General features: G+C 72.7%; 22 protein-coding genes. 9 read left to right on the top strand and 13 right to left on the bottom strand.

Features of this window, described 5'->3' with window-relative positions:
* Positions 1–23: 23 nt before the first annotated feature.
* The 3 genes from ACFVQG_RS33100 to ACFVQG_RS33110 form a co-directional block, all read right to left on the bottom strand.
* Positions 24–2,168: a putative bifunctional diguanylate cyclase/phosphodiesterase gene (locus ACFVQG_RS33100; protein ID WP_383390647.1), complete on the bottom strand. Its 2,145-nt coding sequence runs from the start codon at positions 2,166–2,168 to the stop codon at positions 24–26.
* Positions 2,165–2,977: an SAM-dependent methyltransferase gene (locus ACFVQG_RS33105; protein ID WP_383390649.1), complete on the bottom strand. Its 813-nt coding sequence runs from the start codon at positions 2,975–2,977 to the stop codon at positions 2,165–2,167. Before ACFVQG_RS33105 ends, ACFVQG_RS33100 begins: the two co-directional genes overlap by 4 nt.
* 212 nt (positions 2,978–3,189) lie before the next feature.
* Positions 3,190–4,158 (bottom strand): SCO0930 family lipoprotein, encoded by a 969-nt coding sequence (locus tag ACFVQG_RS33110; RefSeq protein ID WP_383390651.1) that lies wholly within the window; start codon positions 4,156–4,158, stop codon positions 3,190–3,192.
* 260 nt (positions 4,159–4,418) lie between these two features.
* Between ACFVQG_RS33110 and ACFVQG_RS33115 the strand changes: the two genes are divergently transcribed.
* From ACFVQG_RS33115 to ACFVQG_RS33125, 3 genes are all read left to right on the top strand, one after another.
* Positions 4,419–5,006, top strand: coding sequence for a hypothetical protein (locus tag ACFVQG_RS33115; RefSeq protein ID WP_383390652.1), 588 nt, complete (start codon positions 4,419–4,421; stop codon positions 5,004–5,006).
* 33 nt (positions 5,007–5,039) lie between these two features.
* Positions 5,040–5,804, top strand: a complete 765-nt coding sequence (locus tag ACFVQG_RS33120) for a DUF4239 domain-containing protein (protein ID WP_383390654.1) — start codon at positions 5,040–5,042, stop codon at positions 5,802–5,804.
* Positions 5,805–5,997: 193 nt separating this feature from the next.
* Positions 5,998–6,600 (top strand): hypothetical protein, encoded by a 603-nt coding sequence (locus ACFVQG_RS33125; protein ID WP_383390657.1) that lies wholly within the window; start codon positions 5,998–6,000, stop codon positions 6,598–6,600.
* Positions 6,601–6,671: 71 nt separating this feature from the next.
* On the opposite strand, the gene ACFVQG_RS33130 is transcribed toward ACFVQG_RS33125, so the two are convergent.
* Positions 6,672–7,157 (bottom strand): hypothetical protein, encoded by a 486-nt coding sequence (locus tag ACFVQG_RS33130; RefSeq protein WP_383390659.1) that lies wholly within the window; start codon positions 7,155–7,157, stop codon positions 6,672–6,674.
* Between the two features lie 334 nt (positions 7,158–7,491).
* On the opposite strand from ACFVQG_RS33130, the gene ACFVQG_RS33135 reads away from it, so the two are divergent.
* On the top strand, positions 7,492–8,160 hold the full coding sequence (locus ACFVQG_RS33135) for a class F sortase (RefSeq protein ID WP_383390662.1): 669 nt from the start codon (positions 7,492–7,494) through the stop codon (positions 8,158–8,160).
* 148 nt (positions 8,161–8,308) lie between these two features.
* On the opposite strand, the gene ACFVQG_RS33140 is transcribed toward ACFVQG_RS33135, so the two are convergent.
* Positions 8,309–9,145 (bottom strand): polysaccharide deacetylase family protein, encoded by an 837-nt coding sequence (locus tag ACFVQG_RS33140; RefSeq protein ID WP_383390666.1) that lies wholly within the window; start codon positions 9,143–9,145, stop codon positions 8,309–8,311.
* Positions 9,146–9,305: 160 nt separating this feature from the next.
* Here ACFVQG_RS33140 and ACFVQG_RS33145 point away from each other — a divergent pair, with 160 nt between their 5' ends.
* Positions 9,306–9,767, top strand: coding sequence for a universal stress protein (locus ACFVQG_RS33145; protein ID WP_383390669.1), 462 nt, complete (start codon positions 9,306–9,308; stop codon positions 9,765–9,767).
* 17 nt (positions 9,768–9,784) lie between these two features.
* Here ACFVQG_RS33145 and ACFVQG_RS33150 read toward each other — a convergent pair whose 3' ends face one another.
* Positions 9,785–10,942 carry a CapA family protein gene (locus ACFVQG_RS33150; protein WP_383390671.1) on the bottom strand — a complete coding sequence of 386 codons (1,158 nt, stop codon included), beginning with the start codon at positions 10,940–10,942 and terminating at the stop codon, positions 9,785–9,787.
* Positions 10,943–11,160: 218 nt separating this feature from the next.
* On the opposite strand from ACFVQG_RS33150, the gene ACFVQG_RS33155 reads away from it, so the two are divergent.
* The 3 genes from ACFVQG_RS33155 (at position 11,161) to ACFVQG_RS33165 (ending at position 13,228) form a co-directional block, all read left to right on the top strand.
* A complete protein-coding gene (locus ACFVQG_RS33155; protein ID WP_383390674.1) occupies positions 11,161–11,709 on the top strand; it encodes a sigma-70 family RNA polymerase sigma factor in 549 nt (182 codons plus the stop codon).
* 138 nt (positions 11,710–11,847) lie between these two features.
* Positions 11,848–12,363: a hypothetical protein gene (locus tag ACFVQG_RS33160; RefSeq protein ID WP_383390676.1), complete on the top strand. Its 516-nt coding sequence runs from the start codon at positions 11,848–11,850 to the stop codon at positions 12,361–12,363.
* A gap of 211 nt (positions 12,364–12,574) precedes the next feature.
* Positions 12,575–13,228: a zf-HC2 domain-containing protein gene (locus ACFVQG_RS33165; protein ID WP_383390678.1), complete on the top strand. Its 654-nt coding sequence runs from the start codon at positions 12,575–12,577 to the stop codon at positions 13,226–13,228.
* Positions 13,229–13,240: 12 nt separating this feature from the next.
* Here the strand turns inward: ACFVQG_RS33165 and ACFVQG_RS33170 are convergent, their stop codons facing one another.
* The 3 genes from ACFVQG_RS33170 to ACFVQG_RS33180 are packed head-to-tail and all read right to left on the bottom strand — an operon-like array spanning position 13,241 to position 17,405.
* Positions 13,241–14,104 (bottom strand): Fpg/Nei family DNA glycosylase, encoded by an 864-nt coding sequence (locus ACFVQG_RS33170; RefSeq protein WP_383390680.1) that lies wholly within the window; start codon positions 14,102–14,104, stop codon positions 13,241–13,243.
* A gap of 26 nt (positions 14,105–14,130) precedes the next feature.
* Positions 14,131–16,218, bottom strand: a complete 2,088-nt coding sequence (locus tag ACFVQG_RS33175; RefSeq protein WP_383390683.1) for a SpoIIE family protein phosphatase — start codon at positions 16,216–16,218, stop codon at positions 14,131–14,133.
* 47 nt (positions 16,219–16,265) lie between these two features.
* Positions 16,266–17,405 carry a DUF6777 domain-containing protein gene (locus ACFVQG_RS33180; protein ID WP_383390685.1) on the bottom strand — a complete coding sequence of 380 codons (1,140 nt, stop codon included), beginning with the start codon at positions 17,403–17,405 and terminating at the stop codon, positions 16,266–16,268.
* 125 nt (positions 17,406–17,530) lie between these two features.
* On the opposite strand from ACFVQG_RS33180, the gene ACFVQG_RS33185 reads away from it, so the two are divergent.
* Positions 17,531–18,952 (top strand): lipase maturation factor family protein, encoded by a 1,422-nt coding sequence (locus ACFVQG_RS33185; protein ID WP_383390687.1) that lies wholly within the window; start codon positions 17,531–17,533, stop codon positions 18,950–18,952.
* Here ACFVQG_RS33185 and ACFVQG_RS33190 read toward each other — a convergent pair.
* From ACFVQG_RS33190 to ACFVQG_RS33205, 4 genes are read right to left on the bottom strand one after another with little or no spacing between them, the layout of a single operon-like run.
* The gene (locus tag ACFVQG_RS33190; RefSeq protein ID WP_383390689.1) at positions 18,940–19,782 is read right to left on the bottom strand and encodes an amidohydrolase family protein; all 843 of its coding nucleotides are present in this window, start codon (positions 19,780–19,782) and stop codon (positions 18,940–18,942) included. The two genes, ACFVQG_RS33185 and ACFVQG_RS33190, sit on opposite strands and share 13 nt — an antisense overlap.
* Positions 19,779–20,744: an aldo/keto reductase gene (locus ACFVQG_RS33195; RefSeq protein WP_383390692.1), complete on the bottom strand. Its 966-nt coding sequence runs from the start codon at positions 20,742–20,744 to the stop codon at positions 19,779–19,781. Before ACFVQG_RS33195 ends, ACFVQG_RS33190 begins: the two co-directional genes overlap by 4 nt.
* Positions 20,741–21,496 (bottom strand): SDR family NAD(P)-dependent oxidoreductase, encoded by a 756-nt coding sequence (locus ACFVQG_RS33200; protein ID WP_383390694.1) that lies wholly within the window; start codon positions 21,494–21,496, stop codon positions 20,741–20,743. Before ACFVQG_RS33200 ends, ACFVQG_RS33195 begins: the two co-directional genes overlap by 4 nt.
* A complete protein-coding gene (locus tag ACFVQG_RS33205) occupies positions 21,493–22,839 on the bottom strand; it encodes an enolase C-terminal domain-like protein (protein ID WP_383390696.1) in 1,347 nt (448 codons plus the stop codon). The genes ACFVQG_RS33200 and ACFVQG_RS33205 overlap by 4 nt, the downstream gene beginning before the upstream one ends.
* Positions 22,840–22,983 lie beyond the last annotated feature (144 nt).

Raw genomic sequence — 22,983 nt, forward strand, 5'->3', positions numbered from 1 at the left:
GTCGCCAAGGGGCGCGGCACGGGTCAGCCCGTCGCGTCGACCAGGGCCAGTTCGTGGAGGCGGTCCGGTGGCCCCGGGCGGGCGTAGTACCAGCCCTGGGCCGTGTCGCAGCCGAGTATGCGGAGTTGTTCGGCCTGGGCGCCGGTTTCGACGCCCTCGACGGTGACGGCGAGGTCGAGGCTGTGGGCGAGGGAGACGATGCCTTCGACGATCTTGAGGTCCACGGGGTCGGCGGGGAAGCGCTGCATGCTCTGGGTGAAGGAGCGGTCGAGTTTGAGGACGCTGACCGGCAGGCGGCGCAGGTTGGCGAGGTTGGAGTAGCCGGTGCCGAAGTCGTCGAGGGCGATGTCGACGCCCATCTCGGCGAGTCGGCGCAGCGGCTTCAGCAGGTCGTCGTCGGCGCCGATGAGCGCGGACTCGGTCACCTCGAGGCAGAGGGCGTCCGGAGCCACGCCCGCGGCCTGGAGGATCTCCACCGTGTCCTGCACCAGACCGGGGTGGGTCAGCTGGCAGGGCGAGAGGTTGACGTTGATGCGCAGCGGACCCGCGGTGGTCTCGTCGTACCGCTCCCGCCACTCCCGGGCCTGCCGTACCGACTGCTCAAGGACCCAGCGGCCCAGCGGCACGATCAGCCCGGTGTGCTCGGCGAGCGGGATGAAGCGGTCCGGGCCGAGCACGCCGTGCTGCGGGTGCAGCCAGCGCACCAGGGCCTCGGCGCCGCGCACACTGCCGTCGACGAGGTTGACCAGCGGCTGGTACTCGATGAAGAACTCGCCCCGGTCCAGCGCGGTCGGCAGCGCGGTGGTCAGACCGTGCCGGGTGATGGCGCGGGCGTCGGCCTCCGGGTCGGCCAGCTCGAAGCGGTTGCCGCCCGCCGACTTGGCCCGGTACATGGTGATGTCGGCGCTGCGCAGCACCTCCGCGGGGCTGCGCTGGCCGCCCGCCGGGCCCTCGACGATGCCGATGCTGCCGCGCACGGTCAGCTCCCGGCCGTCGATCCGGACCGGGGCGAGCAGCGCGTTCATGATCCGGGCGGCGAGTTCGTCGACCTCACGGCTGGCGTCGGGTCCGCAGGTCAGCGCCACGAACTCGTCGCCGCCGAGCCGGGCCACCATCTCGCCGGGCGCGGTCGCGCAGGCCTGGAGCCGGTCGGCGACCTCCACGAGCAGCCGGTCACCGGCCGCGTGGCCGAGGCTGTCGTTGATGGTCTTGAAGCCGTCGAGGTCGAGGTAGCAGAGCCCGAACCGCTGGTCGTCGCCCACACTGAGCGCCTTCTCCAGGCGTTCGAAGAACAGGGTGCGGTTGGGCAGCCCGGTGAGGGCGTCGTGGGTGGCCTCGTAGCGCAGCCGGAGGTTGAGCAGCCGTCGCTCGGTGGTGTCCTCCATCATGGCGAGCTGGTACTGCGGGTTGCCGTCCGCGTCCCGCAGCAGGGAGACCGTGAGGTTGGTCCACAGGACGGTGCCGTCGGGGCGGTAGAACGCCTTCTCCACGTGGTAGTGCTCGCGCTCGCCGCGCACCAGCTCCTCGTAGAGCCGCCACACCGTGGGCGCGTCCTCGACGTGCGTCCACTCCTGCACGTTGCGGGCGCGCATGCCCTGTTCGGAGCCGCCGAACATGCGCAGCAGGGCGTCGTTGACCTCCAGGATGGTGCCGTTGAGGTCGGCGATGCCGATGCCTATGGCCGCGCCTTCGAACAGCGCCCGGAAGCGGGCCTCACTGGCGTGCAGGGCCTGCGCCACGACGCCCTGTGCCTGCAACGCGGCCTGGGCGATGGCCTCCTGCTCGGCCAGGGTGCGCTCGCGCAGCGCCTGGGCGAACCCGGCGGCCATCGCGTGCTGGAGCCGCGAGGAGCGGGCGCGCAGGTCCTCGTGCGGGTCGTCGCCACCGCAGTACAGCACCAGATAGGCGTCGACGCAGTCGAGGGAGCGGCTGAGCGCCTCCGGGTCGGTGCAGTGCGCGTCGACGAGACCGGCGCCCACCGCCCGCCCCGCCTCCGCGTGGAACGTCCGCTCCCGCAGCGCCTCGCTGAGCCGCGCCGCCAGCGGCAGCAGCCGCTCCTCGAACTCCGGCCGGGTCAGCGAGGTGGAGGTCACCGGGAACACCGCCCGGCTCCAGATCGTCGCGAACCGGCGCAGTCTGTCCTGAGGGCCGTCCGGCTCCGCGCTCACGCTGTACGCCCCACGCCCGCGAAACCGGAGAAGGCATACGGGTCCTCGTCCTCCGGTGCGGTGTCCGGCCGCCAGTGCGGCATCGGCACCAGTCCGGGTTCCACCATGTCGTACCCCTCGAAGAACCGCGCGATCTGGTCGCGCGAGCGCATGATCAGCGGGTTGCGAATGTCCTTGTATACGCCCACCGTGCCCTCGGACCGCTCCGCCGGAAGGGGGATTCCCTCGTACGAGGCATGCGTGAGGATCAGCAGGCTGCCGGGCGCGAACGCGTCACGCAGCTCGGCCACCGCCTCGTAGGGGTCGTCCGCGTCTTCCACGAAGTGCAGTATGGCAACGAGGAGCAGTGCCACTGGGCGGTTCGGGTCGATCAGTCGGGTCACTTGGGGGCTCGACAGGATCTCCTGCGGCTTGCGGAGGTCGGCGGCGACGACGTCCGTGTGCTCCTCCCCCTCGAGTACGGCCTGGCTGTGCGCGACGGCGACCGGGTCGTGGTCGACGTACACGACATGCGCGCCGGGGCTGGCCGACCGTGCCACCTCGTGGACGTTGCCGAAGGTGGGGATGCCGGAGCCGATGTCCAGGAACTGCGTGATGCCCTGGGCAACCGCGTACCGTACCGCGCGGCGCATGAAGGCCCGGTTGGCCTGCATGATCTTCGGCAGGCCCGGCATGAACTCCATGGCCCTGCGGGCCGCTTGCCGGTCGACCTCGAAGTTGTGCGAACCGCCCAGGTAGTAGTCGTAGATCCGCGCGACGCTCGGCACCGAGATGTCGATGCTCCGTGGGGCCCAGGCGGGACGCTCCATCTATCTCTCCAAGGGCTTAGGCGATCCGGTGTTCGAGCTGAGGCTACTGATCGCCCGCCAATGGAGCGAGCAGAAACGGAAATTGACCATCCGTTCCCGGTCACTGCCTGCGGCACGTGCCGATTCGGCTACCCGCCGAAACCACGGCACGCACAGCGGTCCGCCCCTCCGCGCGGTCGCGGAGGGGCGGACGGGTCCGTGCGTCGTCCCGCCTACTTGTCGGGGAGGCCGACCGGCTTCCCGTCGGGCGCCACGGCGTACCAGGTGCCGCCCACGCCCTGGCCGTTGGTGTCGCCGGGGGCCTTGTCACCGGCGAAGGTGTAGATCGGCACGCAGTCGATGGACTGCTGCTTGATGCCGTCGGGCCGGTTGAAGACCACATAGCCCCGGTTGGGGGTGGAGCCCTGGAGGTCGATGCCCTTGGTGTCCTCGGCGTCGACCGGGGCGACCACCGGCCACTTCTCCAGGCACTCGCCGGTGCACGCGGTCGACATCGGCCACTGGGTGTCCTTCATGAAGCGGTAGACCGTCATGCCGTTCTTGTCGATGACGATCTCGCCGAGCTTGGGGTCCTCCCGGGTGGACAGTCCGGGCAGATCGGCGAGCTGGGCCTTCTTGCCGTCGGGAGCGAGCGCGTACCACGTGCCGTTCACGCCCTGGCCCTTGGTGTCGCCGGGGTTGGTGTCCTTGGCGAAGCGGTACGCGGGCCAGCCGCCGATGGTCAGTTGCCTGGTGCCGTCGGAGCGGGTGACCTCGCCGAGCATCGCCTCCTCGATGCCCGCGCCGGCCGTGGCGTCGTCCGCGAGCACCGGCGGCCAGGTGGTGGCGCAGTCGCCGTCGCAGGTGGACTTGGGCGGCTTGGCGGTGTCCTCGTCGAAGCGGTACAGGGTGCGGCCCGCGCTGTCCGTGACCACCTCGCCGAGTTCGGCGTTGGCGGACACCGCCAGCTTGCCCGCGGAGGCCGCCTCGGCCCCGGCCGCGCCCTGCTGTTCGGTTCCGCCGCCGTAGCCGTTGCCGGTGCCGATGCCCGCGCCGTCGTCACCCGCCGGGGCCGTGGCCGTGGCGTTCACGTTCTGGCCGACCGACTGCGTACCGCCGTCTTCCTGACCGCACGCCGTCGTCAGCGCCAGCACGGCCGCAGCGCTCGCCACGAGTGAGGCGCTCCGCCAGGAGGTCTTCATCGTCTACTCCCCGATAGTCACAAGCGTGTCGCAGCGCCCTGCTGAGCCGCCGCACGGCATGGGGTACGCACGGGGACGCCGGTTGTGTTCAACCCCGGCCGGGTTTTCTTTCCGGCGCCTGTGACTCCGTACGCGTGTGCCCATCCGCCTACAGGCCAACATGGGCTGGGCAAACCGCCGTTCACCGTCCGTCCCTCCTTCGGGGCAATCCGACGGGGGCCGGGGCGTGCCGGGGCGGCCGGGGGCCCAGGATCTTCGTCGTGCATGGACCCGAACCGACCCTCCGCCCCCTCGCCGCACGGGGGTTGGCGCTGATGACGCTGGCCTGGCTGCTCGTCGGCGCGCCGGCCGGTGTCGCGGTGGCCGACGCCTGCGCGTACGCCTCCACCGGACCGGGCGGCACGGACGCGGTGGCGGTCGCCGGGAACGGCGGCGGCCTGACCTGGCCGACGATCCCGGCGTGCCCGACGCCGACGCCGACGCCCTCACCGCCGCCTCCGAAGCCTCCGCCGCCTCCGAAGCCCACCCCGACCCCCTCGCCGACGCCGCCCCCGAAGCCACGGCCGACGCCGCCCGAGCCACCGCCGCCGGTCGCGGCTCCCCCGGCGCCCCGGCCGACCCCGACTCCCCCGCCCGCGCCGCGTCCGCGTCCGACGCCGAGTCCGACCCCGAGTCCGACCCCGACGCCCACACCCACCCCGCGGCCGTCCGCCTCGCCGGTGACCTATCCGGAGTACCGCGCCAAGCCGCCCCAGCCGGTCGTGCACGAGGGCACCTCGCCGCTCACCTTCGTCCTGCTCATCACCCTGCCCGCGGTCATCGCCGTGGCCGCGCTGCGGCCCCGTTGACGCGGCCGGGCCGCAGACCCCTGGAGGAACCCCTTGCCGGAATGGCTTGTTCTCACCCTCGCCATGGTGGCCGCCTGTGCCCTGGTGGTCATCATCACCCTGCTGCGGCACCGCAGCGCGGACGACGACGAGGATCCCAGCGAGACCCCGGACGTCATCGAGTACATGACGATGTGGATCGGCGTGGTGTACGCCATCGTCCTGGGTCTGGCCATCGCCGGGGTCTGGGAGGCCCGTGGCATGGCGCAGGACCATGTGCGGGCCGAGGCGCAGGCGCTGCACGAGATCTCGGAGCGGGTCCGGGTCTATCCCGCCGACGTGCGTGACCGGATTCGGGAGGATGTCAACTCCTATGTCGGACACGTCGTCGACACCGAGTGGAAGGTGATGGCCGACAGCGGAGCCGTCACCGAGCGCGGCGACGAGATGATGCAGCGCATCCGCCGCGACGTCACCGACTACCAGCCCGCGACCGACTTCGAGGCCCAGGCCTACCAACCGCTGGTCGACCAGGCCGCCGCGGCGGACCAGGCGCGCGCCGCGCGGGCGGACTCCACCGAGCCGACCATGCCGGGGGTGGTGTGGTTCGGGCTGATCGTCGGGGCCGTGGTCACCATCGGGATGATCCTGGCCCTCCAGATCCGGCGCACCCCGCGCGAGCTGATCCTCGCCGCGCTGTTCTCGGCGCTCATCGCCTTCCTGCTGTTCCTGATCTGGGACTTCGACGCGCCGTTCAGCCGTGGGCTGGCGGCGACGGCGGATCCCTTCCTGACGCTGTTCCCGGGCGCCGGGGACTGACGGGAACGGGCCGTCCGGGGGACGGGGACGCCACGCCGCCGCCGTCCCCCGGACGGCCCACCCGGTTAACCCGTTCGCACTACTACGATCGCGCCCCGCCGGACACCTTCTTAGCGTTTCGGGCATCGAGGTGCATTTCTGGCGCGAGCGGAACCGGTCCGCCGCCGCTCCTCGGAGACCCGGAGGATTCACCATGCGCGCGATATGCGTCGCCTCGGCCGCGCTGCTGGGCATCGGCGCCCTCAGCTCCTGTGCGCCGGCCGCCGTCGCGAACACCGACGGCACCGGCCCGGCGTTCGGCATCAGTGTCACCCCCTCGTCCGTGGCGGCCGGTGGGCAGGTCACCCTGCGGGTGGACCGGGACGCGGGGGGCTGCCGGGGGACCGCCACCGTGACGTCGGGCGTCTTCGACACCGTGCACATCCGGCCGGGGCACTCCTCGGCCACCGCGGTCGTCGACCGGGACGCCCGGGCGGGGGCGACGTACCGGGTGACGTTCGCCTGCGACGGGCTGAGCGGCTCGACGGACCTCACCATCACGGGCGGCGGTGCCACGCACCGTCCCGACCACCGCCCCGACCACCAGCCCAAGCAGGAGCACGTGGTGCCGAAGCAGGAGCACGTGGTGCCCAAGCAGGAGCACGTGGTGCCCAAGCACGGCGTGCACGCCGGTGGGGGCGGCACCCTCGCCGGGTTCGACCTCCAGGAGATCGGCCTCGGCCTCGCGCTCGTCACCGGCTCGGTGGGCGTGGCGTACCACCTCTCGCGCCGCCGGAGCGGTGAGGACGGCGCCTGACCCAAGCCCTGCGCCCCGGAACCCAAGGTTCCGGGGCGAGCACGGCATGGCCGCTGTCGTACGGGGCCGGTTCAGACCCGCCGCTCGGCGCGGCGCCGCATCCAGAAGACGCCACCGCCGATGACCGCGGCGGCGACGAGACCGCCGCCGATCGCCATGTCGGTCGGCGTCGCACCGCTGGTGCTGCTGCCGCCGATGCCGCCGCGGACACCGCCGATGACGGTGAAGGCCGCCGGGCGGGTCAGGGTCCGGCCACCGCAGTTGACGGTGATGTCGTACGGTCCCGGCCGGGCGTTGCTGTTGATGGTGGCGGTGCCCTTGGCGGTCTCGTTGGCACCGTGGATGGGGGTCAGCCGGGACGTCGGGAAGGCGCCCGAGGTCATGGTGCCGCCGTTGCGGCAGCCGTCGACGGTGACCGTCAGCTGGCCGCCGCGGGCGATGACGCTGGGCAGGGCGACGATATTGCTCGGGGTGTCCCAGGCGACGGCGGCGGGGGCGGCGAGCCCGAGCGCGGCGATCGCGGCGCCCGAGGCCGCCAGGGCACGTGTTCTACGCATGTGGTCCTCCGCGGAAGACGCCCCGGGGCCCGTCCCCGGTCGATCGGCGAGAAAGCGCCTCCCGCACACGACCCTCGAACGCGCCGCACGGACCCGCATGTCGGGAATGGTCCGTCCTGGTGAGCCGACACGCCGCCGGACAACCACACAATCGCATATCACCGCAGGTCACGGTCTGTCAGAAATTTCCTGCCGATGGCAACTCGGATGGCGCACCACGCCACGCCGGGGCCACCCGTTCGTATCTGCCCCGTCGCCGGTTCCGCGCATGCCATTTAGCGTGCTCCTATGCGCGGAATGACGGGGCGACGGCCTCGTCGAGAGGGGAAGGCGAATGTCTGTTTCCGAGCTGGCCGAGGAGGAGGAGCGGCGGAAGAAGCGCGCCCCGTGGGGCGTGATAGCGCTTGTTCTGCTGACCGGTCTCGCGCTCATTCGGAATGGTTCGGGAGAGTTCGACGTGGGCCCGCCGCAGCCCGCCACCGCGGCGGCGGCGGACGCGGACGGCCGTAGTTCCCGGCAGGTCTTCCCGCCCGCCGCCCTGCCGTTGCCGTACGCCGTCCCGGACCGGGTGCGGATCCCGTCGATCCAGGTCGACGCGCCCATCATGCCGGTGGGCCTGGACGCGGCGGGCTGGGTGGACGCGCCGCCGCCGGAGGACCCCAACCTGGCGGGCTGGTTCACCGGCGCCGTCTCCCCCGGCGAGAAGGGCACCGCGGTCGTCGTCGGCCACGTCGACAACAAGCAGGGCCCCGCCGTGTTCTACGGGCTCGGCGCCCTGAAAAAGGGCAGTCAGGTCGAGGTGTCACGGCAGGACGGGAAGACGGCCGTTTTCGAGATCTACGGCATCGAGGTGTTCGACAAGAACAACTTCCCCGGCGACCGTGTCTACGGCTCCAAGGGCGCCTCGGAATTGCGGGTCATCACCTGCGGGGGCGGTTTTTCCCAGCAGAACGGCTACGACGGCAATGTGGTCGTCTTCGCCCGCCTGGTCGAGGTCCGCTGAAAGGGCTCGACCTGGCAGGCGCTATTCCCGTCAGGCGGACCGCCGCCAGGGAACGGTGACAGCGCTCGACCAGGCGGGCGCTATTCCCGTCAGGCGGACCGCCGCCAGGGAACGGTGAAAGGGCTCGACCGGGCGGGCGCTTTCCCCGTCAGGCGTACCGCCGCCGGGGAACGGTGACGCGGTAACCGGAGTCCAGCAGATCCGGCAGATAGTCACGCAGGGCCCGGACGCTCTGGGTGCGGTCGCCCCCGGCGTCGTGGGAGAGCACCACGACGCCGGGGGCGGCGCCGTCCTCGACCCGGGAGACGATGGTGCGGGTGCCCGGGCTGGTCCAGTCGAGGGTGTCGACGGTCCAGGCGAGCGGTTCCATGCCCAGTTCGGCGCCGAGTTGGAAGGCGGCGCGGTTCCAGGCGCCGTAGGGGGCGCGGAACCACTCGGGGCGTTCGCCGTAGGTGTCCTCGATGATCTCGCAGGTACGTTCCATCTCGGCGCGGACGCGGGAGCGCCGCAGCCGGGTGAGCAGGGGGTGGGACCAGGTGTGGTTGCCGACGACATGGCCCTCGTCGGCCATCCGGGCGACCAGGTCCCGGTTCTCGGCCACCATCTCCCCGCAGACGAAGAACATCGCGCGCACGTCGTACTCCGCGAGGGTGTCCAGGATCGCCGGGGTGTAGCGGGGGTCGGGGCCGTCGTCGAAGGTCAGCACCATGGTGCGGCCGAGCCCGGAGACCCGTAGCAGCGGCTCCCGACGGACCGGCGGCAGTCGGGGCACGGCCCGGGGCGGACCGTGTCCGGCGAGCGGCTGGAGGCGATACGCGGAGGGCTTCATCGGCCGCCGCACCGGGGGCCCGGCGGCCGGAGCGGAGGACCGCGCCGCCTCACCCCCCGCCCCGAGGGCGAACACCCCGGCCGTCCCGGCCGCTCCCAGTCCAACGGTCCCCGCGATCAACGCCCGGCGCCGCGTGAGCAACTGATCCTTCTTCATGACTCATCAGTCGCCCGCCCGCTCCCCACGGCCCCGCACGACCACCGGTCCGGCGGCACGAGTCCACCCGCCCGGCGCACAGGGAACCAGGGGCGCGGGGCCGTATCGACAGGCGGCTCCGCCGCGTGGACGGCCAACCGCCGTCCGATAACCTCGCCCCGTGACGGAACAGCACGCGCAACGGTTCGAGCGGGGTACCGACGGCCCGAAGGTGATCGTCGTCGGAGTCGACGGCTCCGACTCCTCGCTGCGCGCCGCCGCGTACGCCGGTGGCCTCGCCCGGCGGCAGCGGGCGCTGCTGGCCGTGGTGTACGTACAGCCGCTGCTCGCCGGAGGCGCCGCGCTGGGCGCGCCCGTCGCCGACACCACCGACGAGATCGCCGAGGATCTGGTCGCCCAGATCCGGGACGCCACCGAGCGGGTCAAGGACATATACGAGATCCGCTGGGAGTTCCACACGTTCCGCGGCGACCCGTACAACGGCCTGGTGAGGGCCGCCGACGAGCTGAAGGCGGACGCGGTCGTCGTGGGCGCCTCCGAGCAGGCCGGGCACCGGATCGTCGGGTCGGTCGCGATCCGGCTGGTGAAGGCCGGGCGGTGGCCGGTGACCGTGGTGCCGTAGGCCGCCCGGCCCGGCGCTCACTCCCCCATCACGAGGCCGTCCTGCGCCGCGCCCCGGCTCAGCACCACGTCGCGGACGCGGTCGCGCACGGCGCGCACGTCCGCGCCCTGCTCCAGGGCGGTGTTGAGGTTCACCACCCGCCCGGCGTCCACGTCGAAGAGTTGGGGTACGAACTCGGCCCGCGTGACCTCCCAGCGCCCGCCGGGCCGCGCGGGCGGGGTGAAGGTGAAGCGGCCGACGGTGGACTGGTTGCCGCGCGGGTCGACCGCGCCCTGGTGGTTGACCATCTCTCCGGCGATCTGGTCGCCCATGCCGTAGATCACCCAGGTGCCGTTGACCTTCTCGTAGGCCTGCGGGACATGGGCGTGGGTGCCGAGGACGAGGTCGATGTCCGGGCGGTCGCCGGTGGCGGAGGCGGTGAGCCGGTCGGCGAGGGTCAGCTGCTGGCGGTCCGGGGTCTCCTGCCACTCGGTGCCCCAGTGGACCGAGACGACGACCACGTCCGCACCGGCCTGCCGGGCCGTGCGCGCGTCCGCCACGATGCGGGCCTCGTCGATCAGGTTGACGGCCCAGGGCTCCCCGTCGGGCAGGGGACGGCCGTTGGTGCCGTAGGTGTAGGAGAGGTGGGCGACCTGGGCGGCTCCGGCGCGCAGCACGGTGACGGTGCGCGCCTCGTCCTCCGTGCGCGCCGAGCCCGCGTGCCGTACGCCCGCGCGATCGAGGGCGTCCAGGGTGCGGCGGATTCCGGCCGCGCCGTCGTCGAGGGTGTGGTTGGAGGCGGTGGAGCAGCCGTCGTAGCCGGTTTCGGCCAGCCCCCGGGCGACTTCCGGTGGGGATTTGAAGGCGGGGTAGCCCGTGTAGTTCCCGTTTTCGCCGTACACCGTCTCCATGTGGCACAGGGCCAGGTCCGCGCGGGAGACCACCGGTTCGATTCCGGCCAGCATCGGGCGGAAGTCGTAGCCCTGGCCGCCCGCGTCGAAGCGGGCCCGGTCGATGATCGAGGTGTGCGGGAGGACGTCCCCGGAGGCGACCAGGGTGAAGCCGCGGTCGGCGGAGGTGGTGGGGGCGGGGCGTCCGGGCCGGTCGGGCGGCTCCCGGCGCTCGGCCTGGCAGGCGGCGCCCGCGGCGAGCACGGCGGTCAGGGCCAGGGCCACCTGGTGTCTGCGTGCGATCATCCGTTCACCCCAGAGCGCGATCAATCGTATTTACGCATAAATAGGTACGAATCTGGATGAGGTGGCAAACGGCCCCAGTACCCCCATTAACCCGTCCGGTGTCCGCCCACCGGGTCCATGGACCGTTCGTCGAACCGTTCGTCGACTCGATCGACCGTCCGTCGCAGATCCTTGTCCGCCGTCTGTCCCGGCGCCGTGCCCTGCGATGCCATACGGCCATGACGGCCGGAACCACACTCACCGAAGTGACGACGACCGCCGAGCACGAGCTGGCCGCCCTCCAGCGCGAGCACGGTCGGCCGCTTTTCGCACTGCTGCTGCGGCTGTGCGACGGCGACCGGCAGCGCGCGGAGGACCTGGTGCAGGAGACCCTGGTACGTGCCTGGCAGCATCCCGAGGCACTGCGCGCCGACGCCTTCGACTCCGTACGGCCCTGGCTGCTCACCGTGGCCAGGCGGCTCGCGATCGACGCGCGCCGGGCCCGGCAGGCCCGCCCGCCCGAGGTCGGCGACGCGGTGCTGGAGAACGCCCGGGTGTGCGCCGATCACGCCGAACGGTCCGCCGCCGCCGTCGACGTACGGGAGGCTGTGAAGACACTCACTCCCGAGCACCGTGAAGTCCTGGTGCTCGTGTACTTCCAGGAGGCGAGTGTGGCGGAAGCGGCGAAGGCCCTGGGGATTCCGCCCGGTACCGTGAAGTCGCGCGCGTACTACGCGCTGCGCGCCCTGCGCCGGGTGCTTCCCGGATATGCCGCCGACCTGCGGTGAAACCGAGAGCCTGGTCAAGCCTCCGTAAAGCGCCTTGCCGCGGACCCCGGTTGGGTAATCGGCTGTCCTCATCCGTGTTCCGGAGCGGGACTCGGGGGTCGGGCGACGCGCGCAGGCACCGGAGGAAGGCAGGAAGGGATGCAGGACAGAGGTCAACCGAGTACAGGCGGCACTGACGGCGGCGAACTGACCGTCCCCATGGCCTGGTTGTACGCCGAGTACATCGCGGAGGAACTGCTGCGGACCGGCGATCTGATGCCGCCGACGTCCTTCGAGTTCCGCGCCGGGCGCGATGCCCTGGCGCTGACGATCTTCCTCGCCGACAGCGAGGGGGAGTTGTCCGGCATCCAGGTCGTCTCCCAGCTGGAGACCTGGCTGTCGCTGACGGCGTACGACCAGCCGTGGCAGGACTGGGTGAGCGAGCGGATGGCGCACCTGCGCGCCGAGGCCGCCGCGTCCGGTGACGCGGCGCCGGACCTGGACCTGGCCCGCGCCGCCTGGCGCTGGCTGGAGGAGACCGAGCTGCTGGCCCCGGACCTGAACGCGGTGCCGGGCGGCGCGGCGGCGGTGGGCGAGGACGACGGACCGAAGGTGTGGACACCGGCGTGGCAGCTCGGGCTGCCGCTCGGGCACCTCGCCATCCATCTGTTCTGACCCGCTGTTCTGACCCGCGCGGATCTCGTCGCCAGTGATCCGTCGTCGGTCGTCTGCGGATTTCCCCGGCATCGGACCAATCCACGGGCCGGGCGGCTCCGAATCACCAGGTTGCGATTCGGTGTACGCCTTGAGTGATTCGGCTGCCTGGTGCGTACCGGTGGGAGCAAGGAGTAACCCCACCCGCACCCAAAGGCACGAGGATTCCGGCATGAGGTCCCTGGAGAGGCATCGCGACGTCGGCGCGTACGCGCTCGGCGTGCTGGACGAGGCGGAGGCGTTCCGCTTCGAGGACCACCTCATGGACTGCGCCAGCTGTAGCGCGCGGATCACCGAATTCGGCCCCGCCACCCGGCAGCTGATGCTCTACCGGCGGGCGACGCCGCGCTCGGTGCACCCCATGGCGGGGCCGGGTCCCCGGTTCCTGGACCGGCTGCTCGGCGAGGTCGCGGCCCGGCGCCGGGTCCGCCGCAGGCGGCACCTGTACGCGGTGGCGGCGGCGGTGGTGCTCGCGGTCGCCGGGCCCGGCATCGCCGTCCTCGCGGGCGGTGGCGACGGGGCGGTGCGGGTGGCGGCGACGGACCCGCGGTCGGGTGTGTGGGCGCAGGTCACCACCGAGGACGAGGCCTGGGGCAGCCAGGTGGAGGTCACCGTGAAGGACGCGGCGGGCCCGCGCGTGTGCCGACTGGTCGCCGTCGGCCGCGACGGCTCGGAGGAGACCGTCACCACCTGGACGGTGCCCCGGCACGACGCCCGCCCCAACACCATGCGGGGCGGCGCGGCCCTGCACCTCGACGAGATCGACCACTACGAGGTGCGGACGGCGGACGGGGTGTCGCTGGTGAAGCTGACGGCACCCCGCTGAACCGCCTCGGCACTACCTGAGCAGCCTGGACATCCTGCGGTCGGCCAGCGGTTTGCCGCCCGTCTGGCAGGTCGGGCAGTACTGGAGCGAGGAGTCGCTGAAGGAGACCTCGCGGATGGTGTCGCCGCACACCGGGCAGGGCTCACCGGTCCGGCCGTGCACGCGCAGGCCGATCCTCTTCTCCGCCTTCAGCCGTCCCGCCGCCAGGCCCCGCGAGCGCTCGACGGCCTCGGTGAGGGTGCCGCGCAGGGCCTCGTACAGGGTCCGGGACTCCTCGGGGGTGAGGGAGGCGGCGAGTTTGTACGGGGACATCTTCGCGGCGTGCAGGATCTCGTCGCTGTAGGCGTTGCCCACCCCGGCGATCAGGCCCTGGTCGCGCAGCGCGCCCTTGATCCGGCGGCGCTCGTCCTTGAGCAGCGCGGCCAGCCGTGCCTCGTCGAAGTCGTCGGCGAGCGGGTCCGGGCCGAGCCGGGCCACGCCCGGCACCTGCCGCGGATCGGCCACGACGTACACCGCGAGCCGCTTCTGGGTGCCCGCCTCGGTGAGGTCGAAGCCCGCGCCGGTCTCCAGGGCCACCCGCAGCGCGAGGGGGCCCTTGCCCGGCTTCGGCGGGCCGTCGGGCAGGCGGTCCTTCCACCGCAGCCACCCCGCGCGCGCCAGATGGGTCACCAGATGCGGGCCGCCGCCGGTCTCGACGTCGAGGAACTTGCCGTACCGCCGCACGGCGGTGACCTCATGGCCCTCCACGGCGGACAGGGGTGGGTCGTACGTCTTCAGGACGCTGATGGCGACCGGCAGCACCCGGACGATCTCATGACCGACGAGATGCTCGGTCAGGAAGTCCCTGAGCGCTTCGACCTCGGGCAGTTCCGGCATACGTCCAGGGTGCCAGCGGCTGCTGCTCAGCGCCTGACCGGCACCACGAACTCGCACCACACGGCCTTGCCGCCGCCGCGCGCCTCCACGCCCCACACGTCCGTCAGCAGGTCGACCAGGAGCAGGCCGCGCCCGGAGACCCCGGACTCGCCCGCCTCCCGGCGGCGGGGCAGGGCACTGGAGGAGTCCTCCACCTCGACGCGCAGCCTGCGGTCGCCGCCGGTGAGCACGCGCAGGGTCAGGATGGCGGCGCCCTCCGTGTGCATCAGCGCGTTGGTGACCAGTTCGTCGGCGACGAGTTCGATCTCGTCGGCGCGGTCCGCGGCGCCCCAGGAGCGGACCGCGGCGCGGATCATGTGCCGGGCCTGGGTGAGCGCCTCGGGGTCTCCCGGCGCCACGTGCTGCTGGAGGCGGCCACCGGTCTGCGGGGCGTCCAGTCCGCGGCGGCGCAGCAGGAGCAGCGCCACGTCGTCCTCGCCGCCGCGTTCCCCGGCCACCTCGATCAGCCGGTCCGCGAGGTCGCGTACGTCGTCGGGGCCGGTGGCGACGATCCCGGTGAGGATCTGCATCCCGTCGTCGAGATCGGCGCCGGGCTGTTCGACCAGGCCGTCCGTGCACAGCAGCAGGGTGTGACCGGGGTCCAGTTCGAGCGTCGACACCGGGTACTCCAGGCTGCCGAACTCGGCCGACAGACCGAGCGGCAGGCCCCCGTCGACGGGCACCCGGCGGCAGCTGCCGTCGGTGGCCCGCACCAGGGGGTCGATGTGCCCGGCCCGCACCACCTGCACCACCCCGGTGGCGAGGTCGGCCTCCGCGTACAGGCAGGTCGCGAAGCGGTCGGTGTCCAGTTCGTGCAGGAAGACGGAGGCACGGGCCATCACGGTGGCCGGGGTGTGGCCCTCGGCGGCGTAGGCGCGCAGCACGATCCGCAGCTGGCCCATGACGGCGGCGGCATGGGTGTCATGGCCCTGGACGTCGCCGATGACGGCGCCGACCCGGCCGCCGGGCAGCGGGATCAGGTCGTACCAGTCACCGCCGATGTCCCGCCCGAGGGAGCCGCCGACCTCCGACGAGCGGTAGCGCACGGCCACGTCGGCGCCGCGCACGCTGGGGATGGTGCGCGGCAGCATCGCGTGCTGGAGGCCCTCGGCGAGGTCCTTCTCCTGCTCGTAGAACATGGCGCGCTGGAGGCTCTGCGCGATGCTGCTGCCGAGGGCGACGAGGATGTTGCGTTCCTCGGGGGTGAAGCCGCGGCGGTCGCTGTAGAGCAGGCCCATCGCGCCGATCGGGCGGGCCTGCGCGATCAGCGGCAGATAGGCCGCCGAGGTGATGTGCAGGTCGGTGATGTGCGGCCACAGCAGCGGATAGCTCTCGGCGAAGTCCTGTGCGGACTCGATGAAGCGGGGGCGCAGGGTGCGTACGACCTCGCTCATCGGGTACTGCTCGTTGATCCCGGTGACCTGGGTGCCGGGCACGAAGCTGCCCGCCGGGCCCTCCGCGATCAGCCGGATGCGGTGCGCCTCGACCAGGCCCATCACCAGGCTGGTCGCGCCGAGGTGCATCAGACCGTGGGTGTCCTTCAGGACGTCGATGACGTCCCGGACGGTCCGGGCGTGCGCGAGGGCGGCCGTGGTCAGCTCGACCACGTTGGTCTGCTGGCGCCGGGCGTCGTCGTCGGCGTTCTGGGCCCGGCGGGCCTGGAGGTCCTGCAGTTCCTCGGTGGCGTCCCGGACGATGCCGATGATCCGGCGCGGGAGGCCGGTCTCGTCCCGCCTGATGTAGCCCTGGGTGTGCGTCCAGCGCAGGCTGCCGTCGCGGCGGCGGACGCGGAAGTAGGCGCCGTAGTTCTGGCTGCCGTCCTTGAGCGCCTGGGAGACGTAGGTGTCGATCCGCCGGGACTCGGAGGGCGGCACGCGCTGGCCGAGGGTCTCGGGGTGGTCGTCGTACTCGTCGGGGCGCAGGTCGAAGATCTCGTGGGCCTGGGCGTCCATGACCATCAGGCCGGTGTCCAGGTCCCAGTCGAAGGTGCCCATGCGGTTGAGCGCCAGGATCGGGTCCGGGTGGGCGGGCCAGTCGTCCGGGAGTGAAAGGGCGCTCGCTCCCCGATCAGCCATGCGCCCACCTTGCCAGGATCTGGCCGATTCTTCGACTCGTCTGTGGCTCATTCGACCGGGAGGGGGTCATCGGTTTCGGTGTCTTCGCTGGTCCGGGCGTCCGGGGGATCGGGGGTGTCCGGACCGTCCGGGGTCTCCGGGCCCTCTGGGCTGTCTGGCCCGTCCGGGGCATCCGTCGCGTCCGGGATCAGCCCGCCGCCGTCGGGCAGGTCGGGGGTGTCCGGGACGGAGTCGGGGCCGGTCTCGTCGGTGGGCGGCAGACCCGAGGCGGGGGCGTCCACCGAGAGCCGGGTGGGCGGCCCGGGCGGCCCGGGCGGCTCGGGCGGCTCCGTCGGCCACGGCTCCCGGTCCCCAGGGGTCGGCGTCGGCTCCGGGCTCTCCCGCACCGGCGCCTGAGGCCGCGGCGGCCGATCCGGTGGCGGCAGCGGACGGTCGTGCTGGACCGCGTGCCCGATGCGCCGTTCGATCCAGGTGTTGTCGGCGACGTCGAGGAGGGTGATGCCGCTCATCACCCGGGGCGCCCGGGCCACCACGACGACCTCGGTGGGCCGGTAGCCCGGCCAGGGCCTGCCGTCGGTGGCGGTGCCGCCCGGCAGCGCGCGCGGCGGGCTCAGCGGGTTGCCGCAGGCGCAGCGCACCCGGGGCAGGCCCCGTTCGTCGGCCAGCACGGCGGTGCCCGTCTGCAGCACGGCCTGGCGGTCCACGGCGCGCCCCGCGCGGTACCCGTGGTCGGTGACCCGGGTGTCGGCGCGCAGGACGACCGGGGTGAGGGAGTGCAGATAGGCCGACAGTTCCTCCGGCGCCACCCCCATGGCCTGGGCGAAGGCGCCCGCTCGGGCCGGGTCGGTGGTCAGCAGGTCGGTCTGCCGTTCGACGTCGCAGCTGAGGGTCCGCTCGGAGCCGCCGTAGAGTCCCGGGGTGCCGCCGGAGAGCACGCGCAGACCGGTCAGGGTCGCCGGGGCGCCCATGCCGTGCGGCGCGGGCGCCGAGCGCGGCGTTCGGGCGAGCGTGGGCGGGGTAGCCGGGGTGGTGGCCGTGGAGTCCGTGAAGGGGTCCGGGCCCTGGGCTCCGGCAGGGTGCAGGAGGAGTGCGGGGCCGGGCCGTGGGGCGCCGTCGTCGGTGCAGCCGGTGACGAGGAGCGCCGCCCAGAGCAGCGCGGTGGCCAGGATTCCGGTGGAGGTACGCACCGCTCACTCCCGCTCGGTCTCGGCCAGATTCGTCACCATTGTCTGCTTCACCCACACTGGTAACGCAAACGGAACGACCGCACACCCTTGGCGACGGCGGTGGCAGGGAGGGAGGACGCACGACCGTGGACTGGTTCACCGCTACCGACTACTGGCTGAGCCGACTGGTCTTCCAGCGGGCCCTCGCCGCCGTGTACCTCGTCGCCTTCCTGACGGCTGCCCTGCAGTTCCGGGCGCTGCTGGGGGAGCGCGGGATGCTGCCGGTGCCCCGGTTCGTGGCGCGGGTGCCCTTCCGGCAGGCGCCGAGCGTGTTCCACCTCCACTACTCCGACCGGTTCTTCGCGGTCTGGGCCTGGGCGGGGTGCGCGGTGTCGGTGGCGCTGCTGGCGGGCGTGGACGGGCAACTGCCGCTGTGGGGCGGGATGCTGCTGTGGCTGGTGCCGTGGCTGCTGTACCTGTCGATCGTCAACGTCGGCCAGACCTGGTACGCGTTCGGCTGGGAGTCGCTGCTCCTCGAGGTCGGCTTCCTCGCGGTCTTCCTCGGCAACGACGAGGTGGCGCCGCCGGTCGTCGTACTGTTCCTGCTGCGCTGGATCCTGTTCCGGGTGGAGTTCGGGGCGGGGCTGATCAAGATGCGTGGCGACGCGTGCTGGCGGAAGCTGACCTGCCTCGACCACCACCACGAGACCCAGCCCATGCCGGGCCCGCTGAGCTGGTTCTTCCACCATCTGCCGAAGCCGCTGCACCGGGCCGAGGTCGCGGCCAACCACGTCACCCAGCTCGCCGTGCCCGTGCTGCTGTTCGCCCCGCATCCCGTCTCCACGGCCGCCGCCGCTCTGATGATCGTCACCCAGCTGTGGCTGGTGCTGTCCGGCAACTTCTCCTGGCTGAACTGGATCACCATCGTGCTCGCCCTGTCGGCGGTCCGCTTCCCGGCCGACCCGCCGTCCGTGCCGGACGCGCCGCTCTGGTACGTGGTCGTGGTCCTCGCCGTGGCCGCGCTGCTGCTGTGTCTGAGCTACCAGCCGGTGCGCAACATGATCTCCCGCCGCCAGATCATGAACCGCTCCTTCGACCCGCTCCACCTGGTCAACACCTACGGCGCGTTCGGCAGCGTCAGCCGCATCCGGTACGAGGTGGTGATCGAGGGCACGTCGGAGGACACCCCCCGCGAGGACTCGGAGTGGCGGGAGTACGAGTTCAAGGGCAAGCCCGGTGATCCACGGCACTGGCCACGCCAGTTCGCGCCCTACCACCTGCGCCTGGACTGGCTGATGTGGTTCGCCGCGCTGTCGCCCGCCTACGCCGGTGCGTGGTTCGGGGCGCTGGTGGAGCGGCTGCTGGAGAACGACCGGGACACCCTGAAGCTGCTGCGCCGCTCACCGTTCCCACCCGACGAGCCCCCGCGCTTCATCCGCGCCCGTCTCTTCCACTACCGCTACACCACCTGGCGGGAACTGCGGGAGACCGGCGCGTGCTGGGAACGCAGCTTCGTACGGGAGTTCCTGCCGCCGACGCGGCTGTCCGGGGTGTCTCAGAGGCCGTAGACGCGGGTGGCGGTGACCCCGAGGACCGCCGCGCGCTCACCGTCCGCGAGCTGGTCGATCAACTGCCTCGTCACGTCGACGACTTCGCCGTACGTCGCCGCGAGCGTGCACACCGGCCAGTCGGAGCCGAACATCAGCCGGTGCGGACCGAAGGCCTCCAGGGCCACTTCGGCGTACGGCCGCAGGTCGTCGACGCTCCAGGTGCCGGGGGCGGCCTCGGTGACCAGGCCGGAGAGCTTGCCGACGGTGTGGGGCAGGGCGGCGAGGTCGCGCAGGGCGGTGGCCCAGGGTTCGAGGTGGCCGTGCGCGACGGGTGGCTTGCCGAGGTGGTCGAGGACGAAGGTGAGCCCGGGGTGGCGGGCGGCGGCCCGGACGCAGGCGGGGAGCTGGTGGTGCCGTACGACGAGGTCGAAGCGGAGTCCGGCGGCGGCCACGGCGGCCAGCCCGCGCTGGACGTCCGGGCGCAGCAGCCACTCGGGGTCGGGCTCGTCCTGCACCTGGTGGCGGATGCCCTTCAGATACCGTCCGCCGGGCAGTTCCCGAAGCCGGGCGAGTTCGTCGGCGAGGTCCGGGCGGGTGAGGTCGGCCCAGCCGACGACACCGGCGACCAGCTCGTGGTCGGCGGCCAGGGCGAGGAACTCGGGGGTCTCCTCCGGCACGGTGACCGTCTGGACGAGGACGGTGCGGGTGACGGCGGCGGCGTGGGCGTGGGGGGCGAGGTCGGCGACGGTGAAGTTCCGCCGGAGCGGCCCGAGTCCGGGGGCCGTCAGCCACGGCTGGTCGCGGACGGACAGGTCCCATACGTGGTGGTGGGCGTCGACGACGGTCATGACGGCTCCGGGGCGGGCACGGGAGCGTCGGGCGCCAGCAGGCCCGTCGTCCGCAGTTCCTGCCAGACGGCGGCGGGAACCGGTGTGGCGAACTGGTCGGCGCAGTCGTGCACCTCGGCGGCCGAGCGGGCGCCCACGAGCACGCTCGCGACCGCCGGGTGCGCGGCGCAGAAGGCCAGGGCGACGGCGCGCAGCGACACCTGGTGCCGTTCGGCGAGGGCCCGCATCCGCAGCGCCCGGTCCAGCAGCTCGGCGGGGGCCGGGGCGTAGTCGTACGTCGCCGTCGGCCTCGGGTCCGCCAGGAGACCGGAGTTGAAGGGGCCGCCGATGACGACGGACACGCCGCGGGCCAGGGCGGCGGGCAGCAGGTCGGTCAGCGCCGCCTGGTCGAGCAGGGTGTAGCGCCCGGCGCACAGCACCACGTCGATGTCCGTGTCCCGGACGAAGCGGGTGAGCAGCGCGGACTGGTTCATGCCGACGCCGATCGCGCCGACCACTCCCTCGGCGCGCAGCCTCTCCAGCGCCGGGTAGCCGTCCCGGAGGGCTTCCTCGGCGTGGTCGTCGGGGTCGTGGAGGTACACGATGTCGACGCGGTCGACGCCGAGCCGGGTCAGGCTGCCCTCCAGGGTGCGCCGTACGCCGTCGGCGGTGAAGTCCCAGACGCGGCGGTGGGTGGCGGGGACGGCGAAGCCGTGGGCGAGGTCGTCGCCGGTCCCCGCCGCGGGTTCCAGGCGGCGGCCCACCTTGGTGGAAAGCGTGTACCGGTCGCGGGGGTGCTCGCGCAGGGCGGCGCCGATCCTGCGTTCGGACAGGCCGAGGCCGTAGTGCGGGGCGGAGTCGAAGTAGCGGACGCCGCGCTGCCAGGCGGCGGTCACGGCCTCGTACGCCTGCTCCTCGGTGACCTCGGTGTAGAGGTTGCCGATGGCTCCGCCCCCGAAGCCCAGCGTGCTCAGCCCGGTCATCCGGTCACCGGCCGGAGCCTGAGGCCCTGCATGCCGCCGTCGACGGCGAGGGCGGTGCCGGTGGTGGCGCCGGACAGCGGGCTGGCGAGATAGGCGATGGCACCCGCGACCTCGGCCGCCGAGACCAGCCGCCCGGTGGGCTGGCGGGCCTCCAGCGCGGCGCGTTCGGCGGCCGGGTCGTCGGCGGCGTCCAGCAGACGGCCGATCCACGGGGTGTCCGCGGTGCCGGGGTTGACGCAGTTGACGCGGATGCCCTCGCGGACGTGGTCGGCGGCCATGGCCAGGGTCAGGGACTGCACCGCGCCCTTGGTCGCGCTGTAGAGGACGCGTCGCGGCAGGCCCGCGGTCGCCGCTATCGAGCACGTGTGGACGATCGCGGCGTGCGCGGAGCGCCGCAGGTGCGGCAGCGCGGCCCGCGCGGTGCGGACCATCCCGACGACATTGACGTCCAGGACGCGGTGCCACTCGGCGTCGTCGTTGTCCTCGACCGTCCCCTGGGCGCCGATCCCGGCGTTGTTGACCAGCACGTCCAGCCCGCCCAGGTCGGCGACGGCCGCCGCCACCGCCGTACGCACGGAGGTGTCGTCGGTGACGTCGGCTCGGTAGCCGAGCAGCGGCGCACCGACCGGTGACGGGTCCAGGTCGAGTACGGCGACCCGGGCGCCGCGCTCGGCGAGGAGTTCGGCGGTGGCCCGGCCGATGCCGGAGGCGCCGCCGGTCACCAGCGCCGCAAGCCCTGCGAAGTCGCTCACGCCGCTCTCCCCTCGTCGCCCCCGGCCGCGCGGTCGGCGCTCCAGAAGGTGCCGCCGGGATAGGTGTACCGCGCGATCGACTCCGGTCGCATCGCCGCCGAGAAGCCCGGCGCGGTGGGCACCGCGTAGTGGCCGTCCCGGATCACGACCGGGTCGAGGAAGTGGTCGTGCAGATGGTCGACGTACTCGATGACCCGGTCCTCGGTCGTCCCGGACACGGCGAGGAAGTCGAACATCGCCAGGTGCTGGACGAGTTCGCACAGGCCCACCCCGCCCGCGTGCGGACACACCGGCACGCCGAACTTGGCGGCGAGCAACAGGATGGCGAGGTTCTCGTTGACGCCGCCGACCCGGGCCGCGTCGAGCTGGACGACGTCGACGGCACCGGCCTGGAGCAGTTGCTTGACGACGATCCGGTTCTGGGCGTGCTCCCCGGTGGCGACCTTGACCGGGGCGACGGCGCGGCGGATCGCGGCGTGGCCGAGGACGTCGTCGGGGCTGGTGGGCTCCTCGATCCAGTACGGGTCGAACTCGGCGAGCGCCCTGGTCCAGCGGATCGCCTCGTCGACGTCCCAGCGCTGGTTGGCGTCCACGGCCATCCGGACGTCCGGGCCGACGGCGGCACGGGCGATGCGGCAGCGGCGGATGTCGTCGGCCAGGTCGGCGCCCACCTTCAGCTTGATCTGCCGGAAGCCGTCGGCGACCGCGCGGGAGGCGAGCCGGGTGAGCTTGTCGTCGTCGTAGCCGAGCCAGCCCGGGGAGGTGGTGTAGGCGGGGTAGCCGCGCTCGACCAGCGCGTCCCGGCGCTCTGGCGCGCCCCTGCGCCCCCGGCGCAGCAGGCCCAGCGCCTCCTCGGGCGTCAGCGCGTCGGTCAGGTACCGGAAGTCGACCTGCCCGACGAGCCACTCGGGCTCGGCGTCGGCGAGGAGCCGCCACAGCGGTTTGCGGGCGCGTTTGGCGGCCAGGTCCCAGGCGGCGTTGACGACCGCGCCGATCGCCATGTGCATCACGCCCTTCTCCGGCCCCAGCCACCGCAACTGGCTGTCGCCGGTCAGATCGCGGTACAGGCTGCCCGGGTCGGCGCACAGCCCGTCCACGGACCGGCCGACCAGGTGCCCGCGCAGCGCCTCGACCGCGGCGACCTGCACTTCGTTGCCCCGCCCGATGGTGAAGGTGAACCCGTGCCCCTCGTGCCCGTCGCCCGCGTCGGTGCGCAGGACGACATACGCCGCCGAGTAGTCGGGGTCCGGGTTCATCGCGTCGGAGCCGTCGAGTTCACGGGAGGTGGGGAAGCGGATGTCGGAGGTGTCGACCGCGCTGACGCGGGCGGGGGTCGGTGGCACGGAAGGCCTTTCCGGGAGATCCAAGGGGACGTCGCTCCCTCTTACTTATCAGACCACTTCACCCCCGGAACACCCTCTGTTGGCGAATCGACCCGCAGCATCCCCAGATTGGTCGGACCACTCCCCTGGCTAGACTGCCGCGCA

This window comes from Streptomyces sp. NPDC057877 (assembly GCF_042796855.1).
Taxonomy (GTDB): Bacteria; Actinomycetota; Actinomycetes; order Streptomycetales; family Streptomycetaceae; genus Streptomyces.

Excerpts from the sequence above, each read along its gene's own strand:
- ACFVQG_RS33170 (WP_383390680.1), bottom strand. The coding sequence starts at position 14,104 with ATGCCGGAACTGCCCGAGGTCGAAGCGCTCAGGGACTTCCTGACCGAG.
- ACFVQG_RS33165 (WP_383390678.1), top strand. The coding sequence starts at position 12,575 with ATGAGGTCCCTGGAGAGGCATCGCGACGTCGGCGCGTACGCGCTCGGC.
- ACFVQG_RS33105 (WP_383390649.1), bottom strand. The coding sequence starts at position 2,977 with ATGGAGCGTCCCGCCTGGGCCCCACGGAGCATCGACATCTCGGTGCCG.
- ACFVQG_RS33110 (WP_383390651.1), bottom strand. The coding sequence starts at position 4,158 with ATGAAGACCTCCTGGCGGAGCGCCTCACTCGTGGCGAGCGCTGCGGCC.
- ACFVQG_RS33175 (WP_383390683.1), bottom strand. The coding sequence starts at position 16,218 with ATGGCTGATCGGGGAGCGAGCGCCCTTTCACTCCCGGACGACTGGCCC.
- ACFVQG_RS33160 (WP_383390676.1), top strand. The coding sequence starts at position 11,848 with ATGCAGGACAGAGGTCAACCGAGTACAGGCGGCACTGACGGCGGCGAA.
- ACFVQG_RS33130 (WP_383390659.1), bottom strand. The coding sequence starts at position 7,157 with ATGCGTAGAACACGTGCCCTGGCGGCCTCGGGCGCCGCGATCGCCGCG.
- ACFVQG_RS33135 (WP_383390662.1), top strand. The coding sequence starts at position 7,492 with ATGTCTGTTTCCGAGCTGGCCGAGGAGGAGGAGCGGCGGAAGAAGCGC.
- ACFVQG_RS33155 (WP_383390674.1), top strand. The coding sequence starts at position 11,161 with ATGACGGCCGGAACCACACTCACCGAAGTGACGACGACCGCCGAGCAC.
- ACFVQG_RS33140 (WP_383390666.1), bottom strand. The coding sequence starts at position 9,145 with ATGAAGAAGGATCAGTTGCTCACGCGGCGCCGGGCGTTGATCGCGGGG.
- ACFVQG_RS33190 (WP_383390689.1), bottom strand. The coding sequence starts at position 19,782 with ATGACCGTCGTCGACGCCCACCACCACGTATGGGACCTGTCCGTCCGC.
- ACFVQG_RS33150 (WP_383390671.1), bottom strand. The coding sequence starts at position 10,942 with ATGATCGCACGCAGACACCAGGTGGCCCTGGCCCTGACCGCCGTGCTC.
- ACFVQG_RS33195 (WP_383390692.1), bottom strand. The coding sequence starts at position 20,744 with ATGACCGGGCTGAGCACGCTGGGCTTCGGGGGCGGAGCCATCGGCAAC.
- ACFVQG_RS33125 (WP_383390657.1), top strand. The coding sequence starts at position 5,998 with ATGCGCGCGATATGCGTCGCCTCGGCCGCGCTGCTGGGCATCGGCGCC.